At 36.0% G+C, this 16,163-nt stretch carries 14 protein-coding genes and 2 pseudogenes; 12 read left to right on the top strand and 4 right to left on the bottom strand.

What is annotated here, in order from left to right; all coding sequences use genetic code 11:
- Positions 1–14: 14 nt before the first annotated feature.
- A complete protein-coding gene (locus K8L98_RS15195; RefSeq protein WP_223435857.1) occupies positions 15–929 on the bottom strand; it encodes an AraC family transcriptional regulator in 915 nt (304 codons plus the stop codon).
- A 48-nt stretch (positions 930–977) separates the two neighbouring features.
- A complete protein-coding gene (locus tag K8L98_RS15190) occupies positions 978–1,823 on the bottom strand; it encodes a helix-turn-helix domain-containing protein (protein WP_223435856.1) in 846 nt (281 codons plus the stop codon).
- 185 nt (positions 1,824–2,008) lie between these two features.
- Here K8L98_RS15190 and K8L98_RS15185 point away from each other — a divergent pair, with 185 nt between their 5' ends.
- The 3 genes and pseudogenes from K8L98_RS15185 to K8L98_RS15175 all read left to right on the top strand — a co-directional run.
- Complete coding sequence (locus tag K8L98_RS15185; protein WP_223435854.1) at positions 2,009–2,824, top strand: phytanoyl-CoA dioxygenase family protein; 816 nt, start codon at positions 2,009–2,011, stop codon at positions 2,822–2,824.
- A 258-nt stretch (positions 2,825–3,082) separates the two neighbouring features.
- Positions 3,083–3,238, top strand: a complete 156-nt coding sequence (locus tag K8L98_RS15180; RefSeq protein WP_223435853.1) for a hypothetical protein — start codon at positions 3,083–3,085, stop codon at positions 3,236–3,238.
- A 347-nt stretch (positions 3,239–3,585) separates the two neighbouring features.
- Positions 3,586–3,891 (top strand): annotated as a pseudogene (locus K8L98_RS15175) (shikimate kinase); the annotation flags it as partial.
- A gap of 382 nt (positions 3,892–4,273) precedes the next feature.
- Here the strand turns inward: K8L98_RS15175 and K8L98_RS15170 are convergent.
- Together K8L98_RS15170 and K8L98_RS15165 are read right to left on the bottom strand one after the other, a co-directional pair.
- Positions 4,274–5,206, bottom strand: coding sequence for a fructosamine kinase family protein (locus K8L98_RS15170; protein ID WP_223435852.1), 933 nt, complete (start codon positions 5,204–5,206; stop codon positions 4,274–4,276).
- Positions 5,207–5,348: 142 nt separating this feature from the next.
- Complete coding sequence (locus tag K8L98_RS15165; RefSeq protein ID WP_223435851.1) at positions 5,349–6,236, bottom strand: phosphotransferase; 888 nt, start codon at positions 6,234–6,236, stop codon at positions 5,349–5,351.
- 313 nt (positions 6,237–6,549) lie between these two features.
- On the opposite strand from K8L98_RS15165, the gene K8L98_RS15160 reads away from it, so the two are divergent.
- The 9 genes and pseudogenes from K8L98_RS15160 to K8L98_RS15120 all read left to right on the top strand — a co-directional run.
- On the top strand, positions 6,550–7,725 hold the full coding sequence (locus K8L98_RS15160) for a GntR family transcriptional regulator (protein WP_223435850.1): 1,176 nt from the start codon (positions 6,550–6,552) through the stop codon (positions 7,723–7,725).
- Positions 7,726–8,317: 592 nt separating this feature from the next.
- Positions 8,318–9,634 (top strand): ABC transporter substrate-binding protein, encoded by a 1,317-nt coding sequence (locus tag K8L98_RS15155; protein WP_223435849.1) that lies wholly within the window; start codon positions 8,318–8,320, stop codon positions 9,632–9,634.
- Positions 9,635–9,697: 63 nt separating this feature from the next.
- Positions 9,698–10,636: a carbohydrate ABC transporter permease gene (locus K8L98_RS15150; protein ID WP_223435848.1), complete on the top strand. Its 939-nt coding sequence runs from the start codon at positions 9,698–9,700 to the stop codon at positions 10,634–10,636.
- Positions 10,637–10,652: 16 nt separating this feature from the next.
- Positions 10,653–11,486, top strand: a complete 834-nt coding sequence (locus K8L98_RS15145) for a carbohydrate ABC transporter permease (protein WP_223435847.1) — start codon at positions 10,653–10,655, stop codon at positions 11,484–11,486.
- A gap of 36 nt (positions 11,487–11,522) precedes the next feature.
- A complete protein-coding gene (locus tag K8L98_RS15140) occupies positions 11,523–12,401 on the top strand; it encodes a sugar phosphate isomerase/epimerase family protein (protein ID WP_223435846.1) in 879 nt (292 codons plus the stop codon).
- Positions 12,402–12,426: 25 nt separating this feature from the next.
- Positions 12,427–13,536, top strand: a complete 1,110-nt coding sequence (locus K8L98_RS15135; protein ID WP_223435845.1) for a Gfo/Idh/MocA family protein — start codon at positions 12,427–12,429, stop codon at positions 13,534–13,536.
- Between the two features lie 82 nt (positions 13,537–13,618).
- Positions 13,619–14,593: a Gfo/Idh/MocA family protein gene (locus tag K8L98_RS15130; protein WP_223435844.1), complete on the top strand. Its 975-nt coding sequence runs from the start codon at positions 13,619–13,621 to the stop codon at positions 14,591–14,593.
- A gap of 72 nt (positions 14,594–14,665) precedes the next feature.
- Positions 14,666–15,754, top strand: a complete 1,089-nt coding sequence (locus tag K8L98_RS15125; RefSeq protein ID WP_223435843.1) for a Gfo/Idh/MocA family protein — start codon at positions 14,666–14,668, stop codon at positions 15,752–15,754.
- Between the two features lie 55 nt (positions 15,755–15,809).
- A pseudogene (locus K8L98_RS15120) lies at positions 15,810–16,160 on the top strand (family 4 glycosyl hydrolase); the annotation flags it as partial.
- Positions 16,161–16,163 lie beyond the last annotated feature (3 nt).

Here is a 16,163-nt window from a genome sequence, read left to right as displayed (position 1 = left end):
ATCTTGCGCATAGATCATGAAAATAATATATATTTGTTGAAAGGGTATGGAGAACTGTATTCTTCAGCAGGTGCTAAATGATGCAGCCGGGAATCAGCATATTTGTTGCGGTATTCAGTAGCAGTTATTCCTTTTACTTTAATAAAAGTGCGTGAAAAATAATGCTCGTCTTTAAAACCGACTGCAAATGCAATTTGTTTAATACTCCATTGCTCATGCAAAAGATGCTGACATGCACGTTCAACACGCCGATACATTATTGCCTTTTGAGGTGGAAGACCAATGTGATCAGTAAAAATGCGCGTAAAATGCTCATGTGTCCAACCAGTAATATTTGCAACTTCTGCAACATTAAGATTACGGGTAAGGTTTTTATCAATATAGTCTAGTGCTCTTATTATTTGAATAGGTTTAATTTTACTATTTGGTTCAGTCTTCTTTAATTCGGTAGTTCCGTTTAGTTCTGCCAGTGCTGCTAATAACAAATAATTACACCTTTCATACCACTGATAAGGTCTTGTATCTGCTAAATACAAAATATGTTTCAACATGCGGGGAACGAAGGATGTTTCCTCGGCAGCAATATATGAGGACCCATTTAAAATTAAGTCTTTTAATGGTGAATCTGATTTTGCAACATCACATTTGAAGTGAATAAAGAGATGTCTTGTCGGTTGTATTTGGTCAAAAATATACATGTGTTCTTCTGAAGGTCGTGTGATAATAAAACATGATTCATTTAATAAATAAGTACGATCGAACACTTCGTATTTAGTTTTTGAACCATTTGGGAAATAAACTAATTCATATTCAGTTAGGCTTCTAGGACCTAAAGTCCAGCCAGATTTAATAATAAAGTCTCCAGCCATTTCAATTTGTGGTATATCCATTTGAAATAAACCACTTTGTTTATCTTGAGTATGTATCATGCTAATACCTCTTTCTGCAGGGCCTCCTAGCCCTTTTTTTTATAGGTACTAAAGGTGATTTTTCAGTCCATATGTTTTGTAAGAATGTTGTTGCTTTAATTTTTTATAATTTCTTGGCGCAACACCAAATCGTTTGCGGAATTGAATAGCGAAATGATTATAGTTTTGGAATCCAACTTCTACTGCAACTTCAGATGCTTTCTGGTCAGTATGCTCTAGTAAAAGCGCAGCTTGATTTAATTTCATTTGTTTTAATGTTTCCAAAATAGAGCTCCCTACGTTTTCCTTGAATAAATGGGAAAGTCTAGAGGGTGATAGCCCAACTTTTCTTGCTAACTCTTCAATTTTAATAGACTCACTCATTTGTATAGATAGTATATGAAGAACTTCTTCTATACGCGGTTCCATTGAATGTTTTTGCTTTTGAGCTATAAGTAAAAGAATTTCCTTTAACGAATTTTGACATAACTCATACCAATATTTATTTCTCTCTCGGTAATCTTGAATAAGCTTCTCAAAGGCATGGCTCAACCTATTTCTTCCATAGCCGTTTTCCATCGTAAGTCTAACTAGCTTCTCATCAGAAAGATAGTTTGTTTCAAAGAGCTCTGGAGAAAAATGAGCCCATAGGAAATTCCAATCTTTTCCTTTACTAGTTCCATATTGATGAGGTACCATTGGCTTTAATAAGGTGACGTCACCTTGACTGCATGTAATGTTTTCATCATCGACTTTGAAATAGCCCTCTCCTCCAAGAGTAAAAGTTATTAACCAATCACTCATGCCTTTAGGCCGTTTTGTTTTATACGTTTCCTTTACAAGAAAGTGCCCAGCGATTAAGACACCTGGCTCTGGATATACCTCATAATCTGATGGGAAATCTACATCCGGCATATTCCTTCCTCCTCATTTGACTAATACTATCCTTAAATGCATGTAATATATCGCAAATGTGATTAATTTTAGCAGTATTATTATAGTTTTTAGCTGTTTTGTTACTTTTACATTGATTAGAAGATTAATACAATATTCTTATAGAGTTGATTACAGAATATTTTGATAAAAGGGGGATGGATAATATGGTAACTGGATTAAAAACAATTTCTCAGGAGCAAAAAGATCAGTTTGAAAAAGAAGGTTATTTAATCATTAAAGAAGTATTTACTAAACAAGAGATAACAGAAATCGATCAAACCTTTATGGAAATGAGTAAAGAAGCGATTCCTGGTTGTTTTGAGCCTATAATGGATCATTCCTCAGAAGATGAAGATCCACTTAAGCGATATCCAAGAATGATGCATCCTCATCGTGTAAATGATTTGGCTATGAAATACATGCTTCATCCAAAAATTATGCTCATCTTGTCTGATTTATTTGATGAAAATGCTTTGGCAGCTCAAAGCATGTTTTACTTTAAGCCGCCTCTTGCACGGGGGCAAGCTTTGCATCAAGACAATTTTTATTTAAAAGTAGAGCCTGGAACGTGTATTGCTGCATGGACGGCTGTAGACCGAGCTGATCAAGAAAATGGTACTTTACTGGTTGTTCCAAAAACGAATAATGATGAAATTTATTGCCCAGAATTAGCTGACTCTAAAGAATCGTTTACTAATCATTATGTAAAAGTGCCAATAGGTTTGAAAGCGGTACCAGCTATTATGGATCAAGGAGATGTCTTATTTTTTAATGGGAATTTAATTCATGGCTCTTATCGGAATAAAACGAAGGACCGGTTTCGTAAAGCTTTTATTTGTCATTATGCAGGAGAATCAACTACAAAAATAGGCAACTTTTACAGCCCGCTGTTCAGAGAAGATGGAAGCAAGGTTGAACCAGAAACAAATCAAGATTCTGGTCCATGTGGAAATGAGTTTGAAGCAGGGTACCCACATTAAACATTAGTATTTTGTGGTAACTCATCGAGGCCGGATACCCTGGACTTAATTCGGACAGTACAATATGTGAATGAAATTCCTGATTTGCGATTAACAATCGATTTATCCCATTATGTGTTAGCTGGAGAGGGGTGTTAATCAGATAAAGCAGCATCTATTCATGCCCGTGTTTCTTATGGACAGCAGATTCAAATTGACATTGGCCCAGGGGAATCATCCAATGAAGAAAGATTTGTTGTTGTTTGGTGGGAAAAGGGAATGTCATACTGGTTGAACGAAGCTAAATCAGGTGATGTTCTACCTCTTGTTTGTGAACCTGTTCCTCTAGACTATTCTATTACCCATTATTCAAATCCTTCCCCGACAGAGATTTCAAATCGTTGGGAGCAGGCAATTGTTTTTAAAAGATACTAGAAGAAGCGCGGGATAGAGTGACTCATAATAACTCAATCGCTTCTAGTAGATTTTTGTTTGGATTATGAAAAGAAAGTTTAATTGATCCACTTTTTTTCAAAGGTCTTCACGGATGCTCCTATTTCTGCTTGTTTAATTTGTGTGAATTAATTGAAGTACTTGGGGATTGATTTTTACAGTTAACTGAGATGGGAGCGGTGTTCTTTTTGAAATAATAATTAAGTAACGACTAGTCCATCAACTTTTGGGGAGATGGAAATCGTTTTTAATTGTTTATTAACTTTCACCTTATTTTTTGCTTATAATTTGCCAGAAGAGAATTAAGTAGTTTATTAGGCTATTTAATGGATTGGGACTATGTCGATAAAGTTTGCCGAATTTTCGAGTCCAGAGGAGGAACTGTTTACTTTTTAGAGCTTGAGGCTGATCTGGATGAAAGACTTGATCGGAATTAAAGTTCTCATAGACTCGAACATAAGCCTGTAAAAAGAAACATTAAATGGTCTCAAAAAGATATAAAGGAGACAATGGAAAAATACAGATTGAATTCCTTAGAGAGTGAAATAAAGAAAGAAGTATATATAAAAATAAACAATATTAACTTGAGAGCAGAAGAAGTAGCGAAAATCATTAAAGAAAAATTTTATTTATAGAATAATCTCTTAAATAATAAATAAATTTTACGAAAGTAATTCTAATATCGGTCGCGCTTCTAAAGTAAGGAGGCGCTTTTGGAATTGTGCCAGATTGTTAAAGATCATAAGGGCTTTTTTCGATCTTAAATTAAAGTGCATTGTTAGGTAAAAAAGGTGAAAATCAAGATTTGTTGAACTAAGATGTGGAAGGGCAGGTTAATTGAAGAAGAGATAGGGATAGTCCTTTTATTAAGGCACCATTTTCTTGGTCATTAGAAATTTTTATGTGATGCGTATCATTCGGCTTACAATCCGCAAATATTAAAATGCAGCATAATCAAGGCATTGTTTCAATTTCCTGAACAATTTACTAGGAAGTCTTTATCAACTCCCCGCTTTGTTATAAAACTCTATGTAAGATTAACTTTGCATAATTTGTAAATTCTGTAATTGATTGGGGTTTACGATCAATTGCCCAGCGGAGTTTATCAAAGGCCCTTAGTAATAATAAAGTATTTAATACATATTCCATAGACTTAAAGTCATGTTGACTAATTCCGTACCCATCTAGAAATGCCTCAAATTCATTTGTATTAGTATTTAAGATATTCATCTGCATTAATTGAATAACATCCCAATGAGGAGCAATATTTACTTCTGAACTACCCCAATCTAATAAATAAACCTCGTTATTTTTATTCACTACTGTATTTTTTAAGGAAAGATCCCCATGATTTAAGCCAAAGTTAAAATCATAATCAATCAGTCCTTGAAATCGACGCTTAACCTGTTTTGATGTTTCATAATCTAATACACCCAACCATATTAGATCATCATCTTTTGTTAAACTAGTAATGTTGTAGTTTACAAAACTGGTCCATGTCCCATCAAAGTTGTCATGTGTCGGTGCTTGAAAGATTTTCTTTTCAGCATCAAACAGTACTTCTCCAAAACCTTTTACCTCAATTGTATGAATTGATTTCGCGTACATACCTAACTTTCTCCAAATATACGTTTTATCTAACGCGGCATCTACTCCATTCACGCCGTCAATATGTGTTTGGATCATGTAGGCTATATTACCGATTTTTCCAATTGTTAGTACCTCTGGGCTTGGAATTCCCTTATAAATAGCATTTAGGATACACCAGCGTTCTTTTTCATATTCTCGAAATGAACTCGGATCATCGTTCATTCTAATGACCACTTTATGATTTGCAGTCCTTACAACATAAATTTTATTTACTATTCCCTTTCCGACAATTGAATTCACAGATATTGCATCCTCTTGTAAGTAATTAAAAACTGCCTGTTTTGCTATGTCAGAGTTCATAAATTAATCATCCTTTATTAATTTTTATCTAAAAGAAAAATAGCTGTTTTATTTATAACTCCTCTGTTAAACTTGCTTTTCTATAAAATCCTAATGGACGGTGTTTTTTACTTCAATCTAGTTGTTCCGCTAACAGGAAAATTCAAAAAACATTTGATTCAAATATTACGTTTCTTATTTTTGAAAATGAATCTTCGATTTCGGAATTATCATGTTTAATTGCGTACCGTAATCCATCTAATTCACGAAGTCCTTGATGTCTTTTTACTCTATGTTCAATAGTCGTATCTTCTGGAAATGAGTGTTTATATTCACTTAATATCTGATTATAAAATTCCTCTCCCATATAACCTTGCGTTGCCAAATCTTTTGCAGGGTCACCTATAGTCATATTACTAAAGTCGATTATTCCCGTTATACCTGAACATAAATCATCAACCAAAATGTTTTCATACCATAAATCTCCGTGGCACAAAACAAAGTGATGGGAAAAAAACGTACTATCTTCCAATGCTTCTTCCCACCATTTAGCCATTTTGTGCTGCTCTTTTACGGTTAAAACCTGGTTTAATATTTCATGTGTATCTTCACGTAATATCTTTATATGGCTTTTGTTGTTTGATTCTTGCTGGAAATTGCAATCTAACATTCCGATTGGTATTTTATGTAACTTTATAATAAATTCCGCAAGTTGTTTGGCAATAATATTTCGTTTTTTAGAGATGAGTAAATCTGGATTAAGAGGGGTTCCCTTCAATTTTTTATATCCCATGATTCCCGAAGGATGGATCGACGGATCAACCATATAGATAATAGGCAACGGTATTTCAATATCTAGGAAAGGACGGATCTGAGGTAGCATATGAAACTCTTTTGTGTATTGACGAGCTGTTTCCATGTTTTTAGCAATCCTAAAGAGAGTTCCGTCTTTCTGTTCAATAACGAGACTCCCAATTCCCTCACCTAAAATTTCAATATCATTCTTATCTATGTTCAATATTAATAATGCTGCATCGAGCAAACCCCTCATGCGTTCTCACCTCTTTTTGTAATATTTTACTACCACTATAAAGCTATTAACATGGTAGTCTTTTGCAACACTGAGATTCTCCTTGTGTTCAGAAGCGGTAGAAGTCCTACACATAAACATATCTCCTCAGATTTATAAAAATTACTACTTCTTCTGCATTCAATTGGACTTTTATTTTCCAGGATTTTTTAACAATTATAATGAAGTATTCAATAAATTCAAATAAGTATTTATATTAAGATAGAACAGTTGTCAAAGCATGTTTCGCTTGTTATACTTGGTATATCAATTAAAATATTGCGAGGAGTTTAAGATGAGCAAATTATATAAAAAAATTTACCTTGATATTTTAGAAGAAATAAAAAATGGAACATTGAAAACTGGAGATAGAATTCTTTCGGAAAATGAGCTTGCCGAAAAGTTCAATGTAAGCCGTATCACAACAAAAAAAGCGTTAGATATGTTAGCTCAAAGAAATATAATAGAACGTTTTCAGGGAAAAGGATCTTATGTTTCGGATATTAACACGACTACAATTAATTCAACGGTAGAGGAAGAGAATAATACTTTTTTAACTGATTCAAATTCCAAACAGGAATTAGTTGGGTATATCTTTCCGGGGATTGGTAATGATTACGGCATAAAGCTTCTCGATTCGATAGAGAAAGAATGTTCTAAACATAATCTGGCTGTAGTCATTAAACAAACATTAGGTAAACCTGAATTAGAAGAAAAAGCAATAAATTCATTAGTAAACCTTGGAGTTAGGGGGTTAATCTTATGGCCTTCTCCAGGAAAGCATTATAGTAATGCATTACTAAGGTTAATTATAGAGAATTACCCACTTGTTTTAGTAGATAGGTACTTAACAGGAATTCCATCTAGTTCAGTTTGTATTAATAATAAAATGGCAGCAATTGAGTTAACAAACTATATGTTAGAACTTGGACATGAGCATATCGCTTATCTTTCACCTCAAACTGGGGGAACTTCTTCTCTTGAAGATAGACTAATGGGATTTCATGTCGCAATGGCGGAAAGAGGTGTAAGAATTATACCTGATACGATCTTACAGAATATGAGGAGTTCACTGCAAGAATGTTCAAGTATTAATCTTAGAGAGCTAACAATTGATGAAAATGATAGAAACGAAATAAAAAATATAATTGAGAATAACCCTGAAATCACAGCTTTCATAACAAGTGAGTATTTGGTTGCTGTTACTCTCTATGAAGTCTTAGCCTCATTAGGTAAAAAGGTACCAGAAGATTATTCTATTGCATGCTTTGATTCGCCCGCAGATATGATAATCGAACCGCTTTTCACTCATATATTGCAAGACGAAGAAAAAATGGGTTGTAATGCAGTGGATATATTAATTAAACACTTACAAGAAAACGATACGCCTCCAATTCACTCCGAGGTTGGATTTAAGGTAATAAAAGGTAGATCTACACAATCTAGATCAATGAAAGCAGTTCAAGTATAGAATCTATGTTCATTTATTAAATATAGCTTTTTATTTTTTTCTTTGCTCTTAAAAATGGAAAATCAACTAAAATCAAAAGAACGGGGTGGAGGTAAGTTGTTTGTCATAATTATTTTAATTAAAAATACTCTTATTTTTAGACAGGAGCTTTGGTATAGTTAGTTTGAATTTTCAGAATGTTATTAAAAAAGCGTTGACATGTGTATTTTTAAATTGATATACTAACATATAAAGGAATATGGTTATCATAACAATTGATATATTGATAGTTGATATGATATCCATATATACATAGAATGTTTCATTCTTTTGAGACTGCAAAATAATAGTCATCTTATCTATATTTTTCAAACCTGAAATTTAAATTGCGTTATTATGTCCAAGCAGCAATATATTAAAGGAAAAAATTTTTTCAACTATATGTAAGCGTATTCATTTTGTGGTGATCACTTTTTGTTATTGGGTAAAGTCAAACTTATTATAGGTTTGATTTATCATATATAAAGATTTTAAATAAGGGGGATTGAAAACGTTTACTATTTTTAGGGGAATCAAAAAAGAAAATTAACAAACAAAGGGGAGGTAAGTTTTTGTGAAAATTCGGGGTAAAAAATTTGGAATTTTGAGCATGTCTATTTTTCTTATTTTCAGTTTAGTTTTAGCTGCCTGTTCGTCAGAGGAATCAGGTGCTTCAGATGACGGCGGAAAAGCAAAAGGCACGACAGAAATAACTCTCTGGCATGGTTATACTGATATTGGTTTACAGGCATTGAAAAAAATGGTAGCAGCTTTCGAAGAAAAAAATCCTAATATTAAAGTGAAAATGGTGTATACCGAAGCTAGTGAAGGAGCAGACCAAAAACTTTTAACTGCTGTAGCTGGCGGTAATCCACCTGACGTAGCTCTTTTTGACCGATTTAAGGTTGGTTCATGGGCAACTCAAGATGCACTTACAGATTTAACTGATATGGCTGCTGAAGACGGCATAAAAGGGGATACTTATTATCCATATGCTTGGGAGGAAGCGAACTATCAAGGGAAATTATATGGACTTCCTTATACAACAGATGCACGCATGCTTTATTATAATAAGGACCATTTTAAGGCAGCCGGATTAGATCCAGAAAATCCGCCTAAAACTACTAAAGAATTGGAAGAAGCTGCAGAAAAGCTAACGAAAAAAGAAGGAAAACGTTTTAAACAAATTGGTTTTATTCCATGGTACGGTCAAGGTTGGCTTTATGGCTGGGGATGGAGCTATGGCGGGGAATTCTACAATAAAGAAACTGGTGAAGTAACAGCAAATGATCCTAAAATTGTTGAAGCGCTAACGTGGATGGCAGGTGTCGCTCAAAAATTCGGTGTAGAGGACATTGCTGGATTTGAAAGTTCTGCAGGTACTGGGGCTATGGACCCGTTTATTTCAGGACAAATCAGTATGAAAGTGGATGGAAACTGGGCAATATCTTCTATTGAAAAATACAAACCAGATTTGAATTATGGAGTAACACCTATTCCTACTCCAACTGGCACTGACTTTACTACTTGGTCTGGTGGTCACGCTATTGTCCTGCCAAAAGGTGCAAAAAATGTAGAAGCAGCATGGGAATTCGCAAAGTATTTCGGTTCTGAAGAAGGACAAGAGGTATACTTCGCAGAGCTTCCTGGCGATCTTTCTGTAATACCTAGTGTTAACGAGAAGTTAGGTCGTGGAGATAATAAAATGTTAAAGAAATTTACCGATATCTTACCAAACTCTCATAGCAGACCAGTTATACCTGAAGGTCAATTGATGTGGAATGAATTAGTAGATGCAACAGAAAAAACCGCGAGAGGTAAGGGTACAGCGCAAGAAAACTTAGATAAAGCAACAGAAACTGTCAACAAGGCACTAGAGAAGTATAAATAATTCTTAGGGCAAGGAGACTTCTTCTCCTTGCCTATACTTTAAAAATTGAAAGGGGGATTCTATATGGCGGAAGTAACTAAAAGTACTCGTGTTCAACAATCAGTAGTTGTGAAGCGAAAGAAGTTATCTACAAAATCAAATCTTCAAGGATGGCTTTTTGCGTCACCATGGATTATAGGTTTGTTAGTGTTTTTTGCTTTTCCGCTTATAGCTTCGATTTATTTTAGTTTCACAACATATAGTATTCTAAAACCAGGGGAATTCGTTGGTTTTCAAAATTACCAAGATCTTTTTAAAGATGACTTATTCTGGAAATCTATTTACAATACAATTTATTTTACAATCTTTTTTGTCCCCTTAAGCATTATATTCGGGGTTGGTCTAGCGATGATGTTGAATATGAAGATAAAAGGAATGGCAATTTATCGTACGATTTTCTTTTTACCTACGCTTGTACCACACGTTGCTTTAGCAGTTCTATGGATGTGGCTATTAAATCCTGGTTTTGGTCTTGTAAATGGGATGCTTGAAATGATTGGATTACAGGGGCCGAACTGGCTCGGAAGTGAAATATGGTCTAAACCGTCACTTATTTTGATGTCTCTTTGGGGAATTGGTCAGGCAGTAATCATTTATCTAGCTGGACTTGGTGATATTCCAGAGGAACTTTATGAAGCAGCTGAAGTCGATGGTGCCAGTTGGTGGCAAAAAACACGCCATGTAACATTGCCGTTACTTACTCCTGTTATTTTCTTTAACCTGGTAATGGGAGCTATTGGAGCATTTCAACAGTTTACATTACCGTACACTATGACCCAAGGTCAGGGGACTCCAGCAAACTCCTTAACTTTTTACGTAATGCACTTATACGATAATGCGTTTAAGTTTTTCCAAATGGGGTACGCTTCAGCGATGGCTTGGATACTTTTTGTCATTATTATGGCCCTAACTACAGTAATCTTTATGACTTCAAATCGTTGGGTTCACTATCAAGGAAAGTAGAAAGGAGTAATAGTAAATGGATCTGAAAGTTAAAATTAAACTACAGAAAGTCTTCACGCACATTGTTTTAATTATCGCATCAGTTCTCTTCATTGTTCCATTTATATGGATGGTATCAACATCATTAAAACCTTTAAAACAAGTAATGTCCTTTCCGCCGGAATGGCTTCCAAACCCATTTCAGTGGTCGAATTATCTAGATGCAATTGAGTATATACCGTTTTTTACCTATCTAAATAATACAGTTGTTATTACTCTTTTCAGTACACTTGGTGTTGTCCTTACTTGTCCTCTTGTAGCATACAGCTTTGCGAAATTGGAATGGAAAGGGCGTAACGTTTTATTTTTCATAACCATTGCAGTCATGATGATTCCAGGTCAGGTAACAATGATTCCATTATTTTTAATATTTAACAAGATTGGATGGGTAGGATCACCTTTACCTTTAATTGTACCTGCGTTCTTTGGTGTACCATTTTACATCTTCTTATTACGTCAGTTCTTCTTAGGATTACCAGATATGTTACGGGATGCGGCCAAAATAGATGGAGCAAGCGAGTTTCGAATTTATTGGCAAATTATGCTTCCGTTAGCAAAACCGGCAGTTCTTGCAGTTGGATTATTCCAGTTTATGGCTAGCTGGACAGATTTTATTGGCCCATTACTCTACTTAACAGACGAAACTCAATATACCTTGTCATTAGGACTCCAGCAATTCCAAACTCAAATGGGTACTGAGTGGGGCTTAATGATGGCGGTATCCACAATGATGACAGTACCAATGATCATATTGTTCTTCTTCTTACAAAAAACATTTATTCAAGGTATTACATTTAGTGGAATTAAATAGTTTATAAAATTATTATTCTAACAGGAGGTTGTGGTTATGATCAATAAAATAGGTATGAGAATCCCGTCAAAAATGGGTGCAGGTGGAATGGAGTCCATTGCAAGTTGGGCCTCTAGTAATGGGATCGATGTGATAGATGTACCATATTATAACGAAGAAGTTAAAGCTGTTTTGGAAGCAAAGGGACTTGAAGTCGGCTCGATTGATGGCGTTGGTGCAGTTGGTCAAACAAAGTTATTAAGCGAGAATGAAGATAGTCGATTAGAGGCAGCAGAAGCACTTAAAAATCAAATGACTGAAGTCTCGGGGCTTGGCGGCAAAGTGATGTTTATGTGTCTTGTTCCAGATGATATTACAATGCCGCGTCAGAAAGCTTTTGAGATTTGGAAAGAAACGTTTCCTAGTATTGTAAAGCATGCTGAGCAACAGAATATTTACATAGCATTAGAAGGATGGCCAGGACCTGCACCATATTATCCAACTTTAGGCTGTACACCTGAAATGCTCAGAGCCATGTTCAATGTCATTCCTTCAAAACATTTTGGGATTAACTATGATCCATCCCATCTAGTTAGACTGGGTATCGATCATTTAAGAGCTTTGAGTGAATTTGGAGAAAGAGTCAATTACTGTCATGGGAAAGATACTGAAATTTTACATGATGAGTTATATGAATGCGGTGTCATTCAGGCTACTTTTGGTTCGAAGTATGATTTTTCAGAGGGTTCTTGGCGTTACACAATTCCTGGACAAGGTGATGTAAACTGGGGAAAAGTTGCTGTGCGTTTAGAAAAAATTGGATACACCGGACCAATCAGTATTGAACTTGAAGATCATCGTTATTGGGGTTCTCTAGAGGCAGAGCGTCAAGGAATCATAAAAGCAAAAGAACATCTTGCAATTTATTTTAAATAATACAATGGTAATGGGAGGAAAAAATATGTCTAGAAGTGTAAAAGTAGCGATTATCGGTTGTGGTGGTATTGCAAATGGGAAACATATGCCAAGCTTATCAAAACTAAAAAATGTTGAATTGGTCGCATTTTGTGATGTACTGGTTGATCGAGCTGAAAAAGCAGCAGCTGAGTACGGATATGAAAATGCCAAGGTTTATGACGATTATCAAGAGTTACTTAAGGATGAGTCAATCGAGGTGGTTCACGTACTTACGCCGAATGATTCCCATGCTGAGATCACTGTTGCTGCCCTTGATTCAGGGAAACATGTTATGTGTGAAAAACCAATGGCGAAAACGACAGCTGAAGCCCGTCTTATGTTGGAGGCAGCTGAACGATCTGGTAAAAAACTAACAATTGGATACAACAATCGTTTCCGTCCGGACAGCCAGCATTTACATAAGGTATGTGAACGAGGAGATCTGGGGGAGGTTTATTATGCGAAAGCACATGCCATTCGCCGTCGCGCCGTACCTACTTGGGGAGTTTTTCTTGATGAAGAAAAGCAAGGTGGCGGTCCATTAATTGATATTGGTACACATGCTCTTGATTTAACATTATGGATGATGAACAACTATAAGCCAAAATCGGTTATGGGTACGACTTATCATAAATTAAGTCAGAAGAAAGATGCGGCTAATGCTTGGGGACCGTGGGATCCTGAAAAGTTCACAGTTGAAGATTCTGCGTTTGGTTTTATCACAATGGAAAATGGTGCAACAATTGTTTTAGAATCGAGTTGGGCATTGAACTCTTTAGATGTCGATGAAGCGAAATGTTCACTGAGTGGAACAGAAGGTGGAGCAGATATGAAGGATGGCCTCAGAATAAACCGGGAAGACTTCGGTGAACTTTACACGACAAATGTTGAACTGGGTTCAGATGGAGTGGCATTTTACGATGGAAAATCAGAAACAGATGCTGACCTAGAAGCTCGCCTATGGATTGATAATATCATCAATGATACAGAACCTGTAGTAAAACCAGAACAAGCATTTGTCGTTACACAAATCTTAGAAGCAATCTATGAATCTGCAAAAACTGGGAAAGCTGTTTATTTTGAAGAACAATCAAGTCTTGTATCTAATAAGTAAACTCCCGTTTTTACCCACATGTGGTCCGTTTAGATTAATTTTTTCAAATGTCAGGCATCCTTTTATGAGGGAAGGGATTTAAATGGAAAGTGTTAAAATCGGTATTGTTGGTACAGGGGGTATATCACATATACATGGTAAACAGTTGGGAGAATTAAAGAACGCTAGGATTGTTGCGATTGCCGACCCAAATATAGGTAACAGAGATACGTTTATTAAGAGTTTTAACCTTGATAGTATTGCACAGTTTGATGATCATCTTGACATGTTGGAGAACATTCCAATGGATGCAGTTCTTATTTGTTCACCACACACCCTTCATTATAAACAAGCGATGGATGCAATTAACCATAATTGTCATGTTCTGATTGAAAAACCAATGGCTTGTTCGCTAGAAGAAGCAGAACATCTTATTGAAATAGCAAAAAAGGCAAACAGAGTTCTGCAAGTTTCATACCAAAGACATTTTGAACCAGCATTTCTTTATATTCGTGAAGCAATCTCAAGCGGCACAATCGGAAATCTCACATCGGTAACAGCTTCTCTATATCAGGATTGGAAACATCTAACCACTGGTACCTGGCGGCAATATCCATCGTTATCTGGTGGAGGAATGCTAATGGATTCTGGCAGTCATATTGTAGACGTACTTTTATGGACGACAGGATTAAAACCGATCGAAGTTGAATCAAAAATCGAACAGCATCATACTCCAGTAGAACAGGATTCATTTACATCGATTCGTTTTGAAAATAATGTAGTTGCAGGCCTGAATATTGTTGGGAATGCCCCATGCTGGCATGAAACATATGTTTTTTGTGGGGAAAATGGAGCGATTTTTTTTGACAACGGTAAGATTGTTCTTCGTCTGAATGGTAAAGAACCCGTCATACCTGAGCTTCCTCAGCAGACGACTAATTCGGATAAAAGTTTTATCGATGCGATCCTTGGTCATCACAATGTTATGGTACCTGGAGACTTCGCAAAAGAAGTGGTAAAGCTCACGGAGAGAATTTATCAATCAGCAGGATATAAGTCAATTACATCCATTCAATAATTGACATTGAAATAAATTAAATGTACTCCTTAAATTTTAGGATGTTAATAAAAATGAGTTGGAGGGAATGTAATGTCCAATACAATTAACATTGGAATTATTGGAAGCGGGGGAATTGCAACTGCACACGCTAGAGCCTATAAGGAAATACCTAATGTCAAAATTGTAGCTGTTGCTGATGTGATTCCTGGTAAGGCCAATCTATTCATCGAACAGTTGGAACTAAAAGATGCCAAAGGGTTTGATGATCATCTTGAGCTGCTAAATATGGATATAGACGGTGTCAGTGTATGTACACCAAATGTTGCTCACCATAACACGAGTATTGATGCATTATATGCCGGAAAACATGTGTTAGTTGAGAAGCCAATGGCTGTTACGCTGGAACAAGCGATTGAAATGGTTGATGCATCCCGTAAGACCAGTAAAATGCTATCAGTTGGTTTCCAGCCAAGATATGATCCGAATATGCAAGCGGTAAAGGAAATCGTACAGTCTGGCCAGTTAGGAAATGTCTATTATGTTGAAATTGGTGGTGGAAGACGGCGTGGAATGCCCGGGGGTACCTTTATTAATAAACAATTAGCTGGTGCAGGTGCTATGGCAGACATTGGCTGTTATTCCTTGGATTTGGCTCTGAATGCTCTTGGTTATCCTAAGCCATTAACGGTTTCCGCCTACACGTCCAATTATTTTGGAACGAATTCTGCTTATCATAGTGAATCAGAAAAGTTTGAAGTTGAAGATTTTGGTGTGGCAATGATTCGTTTGGAGGGAGGAATCGTTTTAAACTTTAAAATATCATGGGCGATGCATATGGATTCCCTTGGACCAACTTTATTCCTTGGAACAAATGCTGGCTTAAAGTTAACACCAGCTGGAAGTGGTCCATGGAGCGGTGTGTGGGATGGTGGAATCGGATCGATGAGCTTATTCCATGACATAAAGGGCCATCATGTTGAGTCAACCATTCCAGTTAAAGATCATCAACTAAATATATTTAATGAGAAGGTTCGAGATTTCGTCGGTTCTATTAAAGATGGTACTTCTGCGCCTATCCCAGGTGATCAAATTGTCATTAATCAAGCGATTATAGATGGTATTTTACGATCATCAGAGCAAGGAAGAGAAGTTAGCGTGGAGTTACCGCAATTAGTATAGATAAAAAGGAGAGAACACCTGATTCTCTCCTTTTTATTATTGCCATGCTGCGTTATCTCAAACTATCGAAGCCATTGAAATAAACAGAGCTTTTAAACTTGAAGGAAATGTGTTTAATACAGGCCGTTTAATCTCTAATCTTCCGGAAAATGTCTGTGTAGAGGTTCCTTGTGTGGCCGACCGCAGCGGCATTGTTCCGTGTTATGTGGGTGATCTGAAGAACAGTTCTGTTGGCGGCACTTAACCGTACCAACATCAATACGCAGTTAGTGACCATTGAAGCTGCCATCACTAAAAAGAATACATTAATCAAGCAGCGATGTTGGATCCGCATACAGCATCAGCATTATCATTAGATGACATTATTACACTGTGCGATGACTTAATTGAAGCTCATGGCGAGTGATTA

This window comes from Metabacillus dongyingensis (assembly GCF_019933155.2).
Classification (GTDB): domain Bacteria; phylum Bacillota; class Bacilli; order Bacillales; family Bacillaceae; genus Bacillus_P; species Bacillus_P dongyingensis.
This window is presented reverse-complemented; position numbering and strand designations above follow the sequence as displayed.

Coding starts and splice junctions, on each gene's coding strand:
- K8L98_RS15195 (WP_223435857.1), bottom strand. CDS start 929: ATGATACATACTCAAGATAAACAAAGTGGTTTATTTCAAATGGATATA.
- K8L98_RS15190 (WP_223435856.1), bottom strand. CDS start 1,823: ATGCCGGATGTAGATTTCCCATCAGATTATGAGGTATATCCAGAGCCA.
- K8L98_RS15185 (WP_223435854.1), top strand. CDS start 2,009: ATGGTAACTGGATTAAAAACAATTTCTCAGGAGCAAAAAGATCAGTTT.
- K8L98_RS15180 (WP_223435853.1), top strand. CDS start 3,083: ATGTCATACTGGTTGAACGAAGCTAAATCAGGTGATGTTCTACCTCTT.
- K8L98_RS15170 (WP_223435852.1), bottom strand. CDS start 5,206: ATGAACTCTGACATAGCAAAACAGGCAGTTTTTAATTACTTACAAGAG.
- K8L98_RS15165 (WP_223435851.1), bottom strand. CDS start 6,236: ATGAGGGGTTTGCTCGATGCAGCATTATTAATATTGAACATAGATAAG.
- K8L98_RS15160 (WP_223435850.1), top strand. CDS start 6,550: ATGAGCAAATTATATAAAAAAATTTACCTTGATATTTTAGAAGAAATA.
- K8L98_RS15150 (WP_223435848.1), top strand. CDS start 9,698: ATGGCGGAAGTAACTAAAAGTACTCGTGTTCAACAATCAGTAGTTGTG.
- K8L98_RS15145 (WP_223435847.1), top strand. CDS start 10,653: ATGGATCTGAAAGTTAAAATTAAACTACAGAAAGTCTTCACGCACATT.
- K8L98_RS15140 (WP_223435846.1), top strand. CDS start 11,523: ATGATCAATAAAATAGGTATGAGAATCCCGTCAAAAATGGGTGCAGGT.
- K8L98_RS15135 (WP_223435845.1), top strand. CDS start 12,427: ATGTCTAGAAGTGTAAAAGTAGCGATTATCGGTTGTGGTGGTATTGCA.
- K8L98_RS15130 (WP_223435844.1), top strand. CDS start 13,619: ATGGAAAGTGTTAAAATCGGTATTGTTGGTACAGGGGGTATATCACAT.
- K8L98_RS15125 (WP_223435843.1), top strand. CDS start 14,666: ATGTCCAATACAATTAACATTGGAATTATTGGAAGCGGGGGAATTGCA.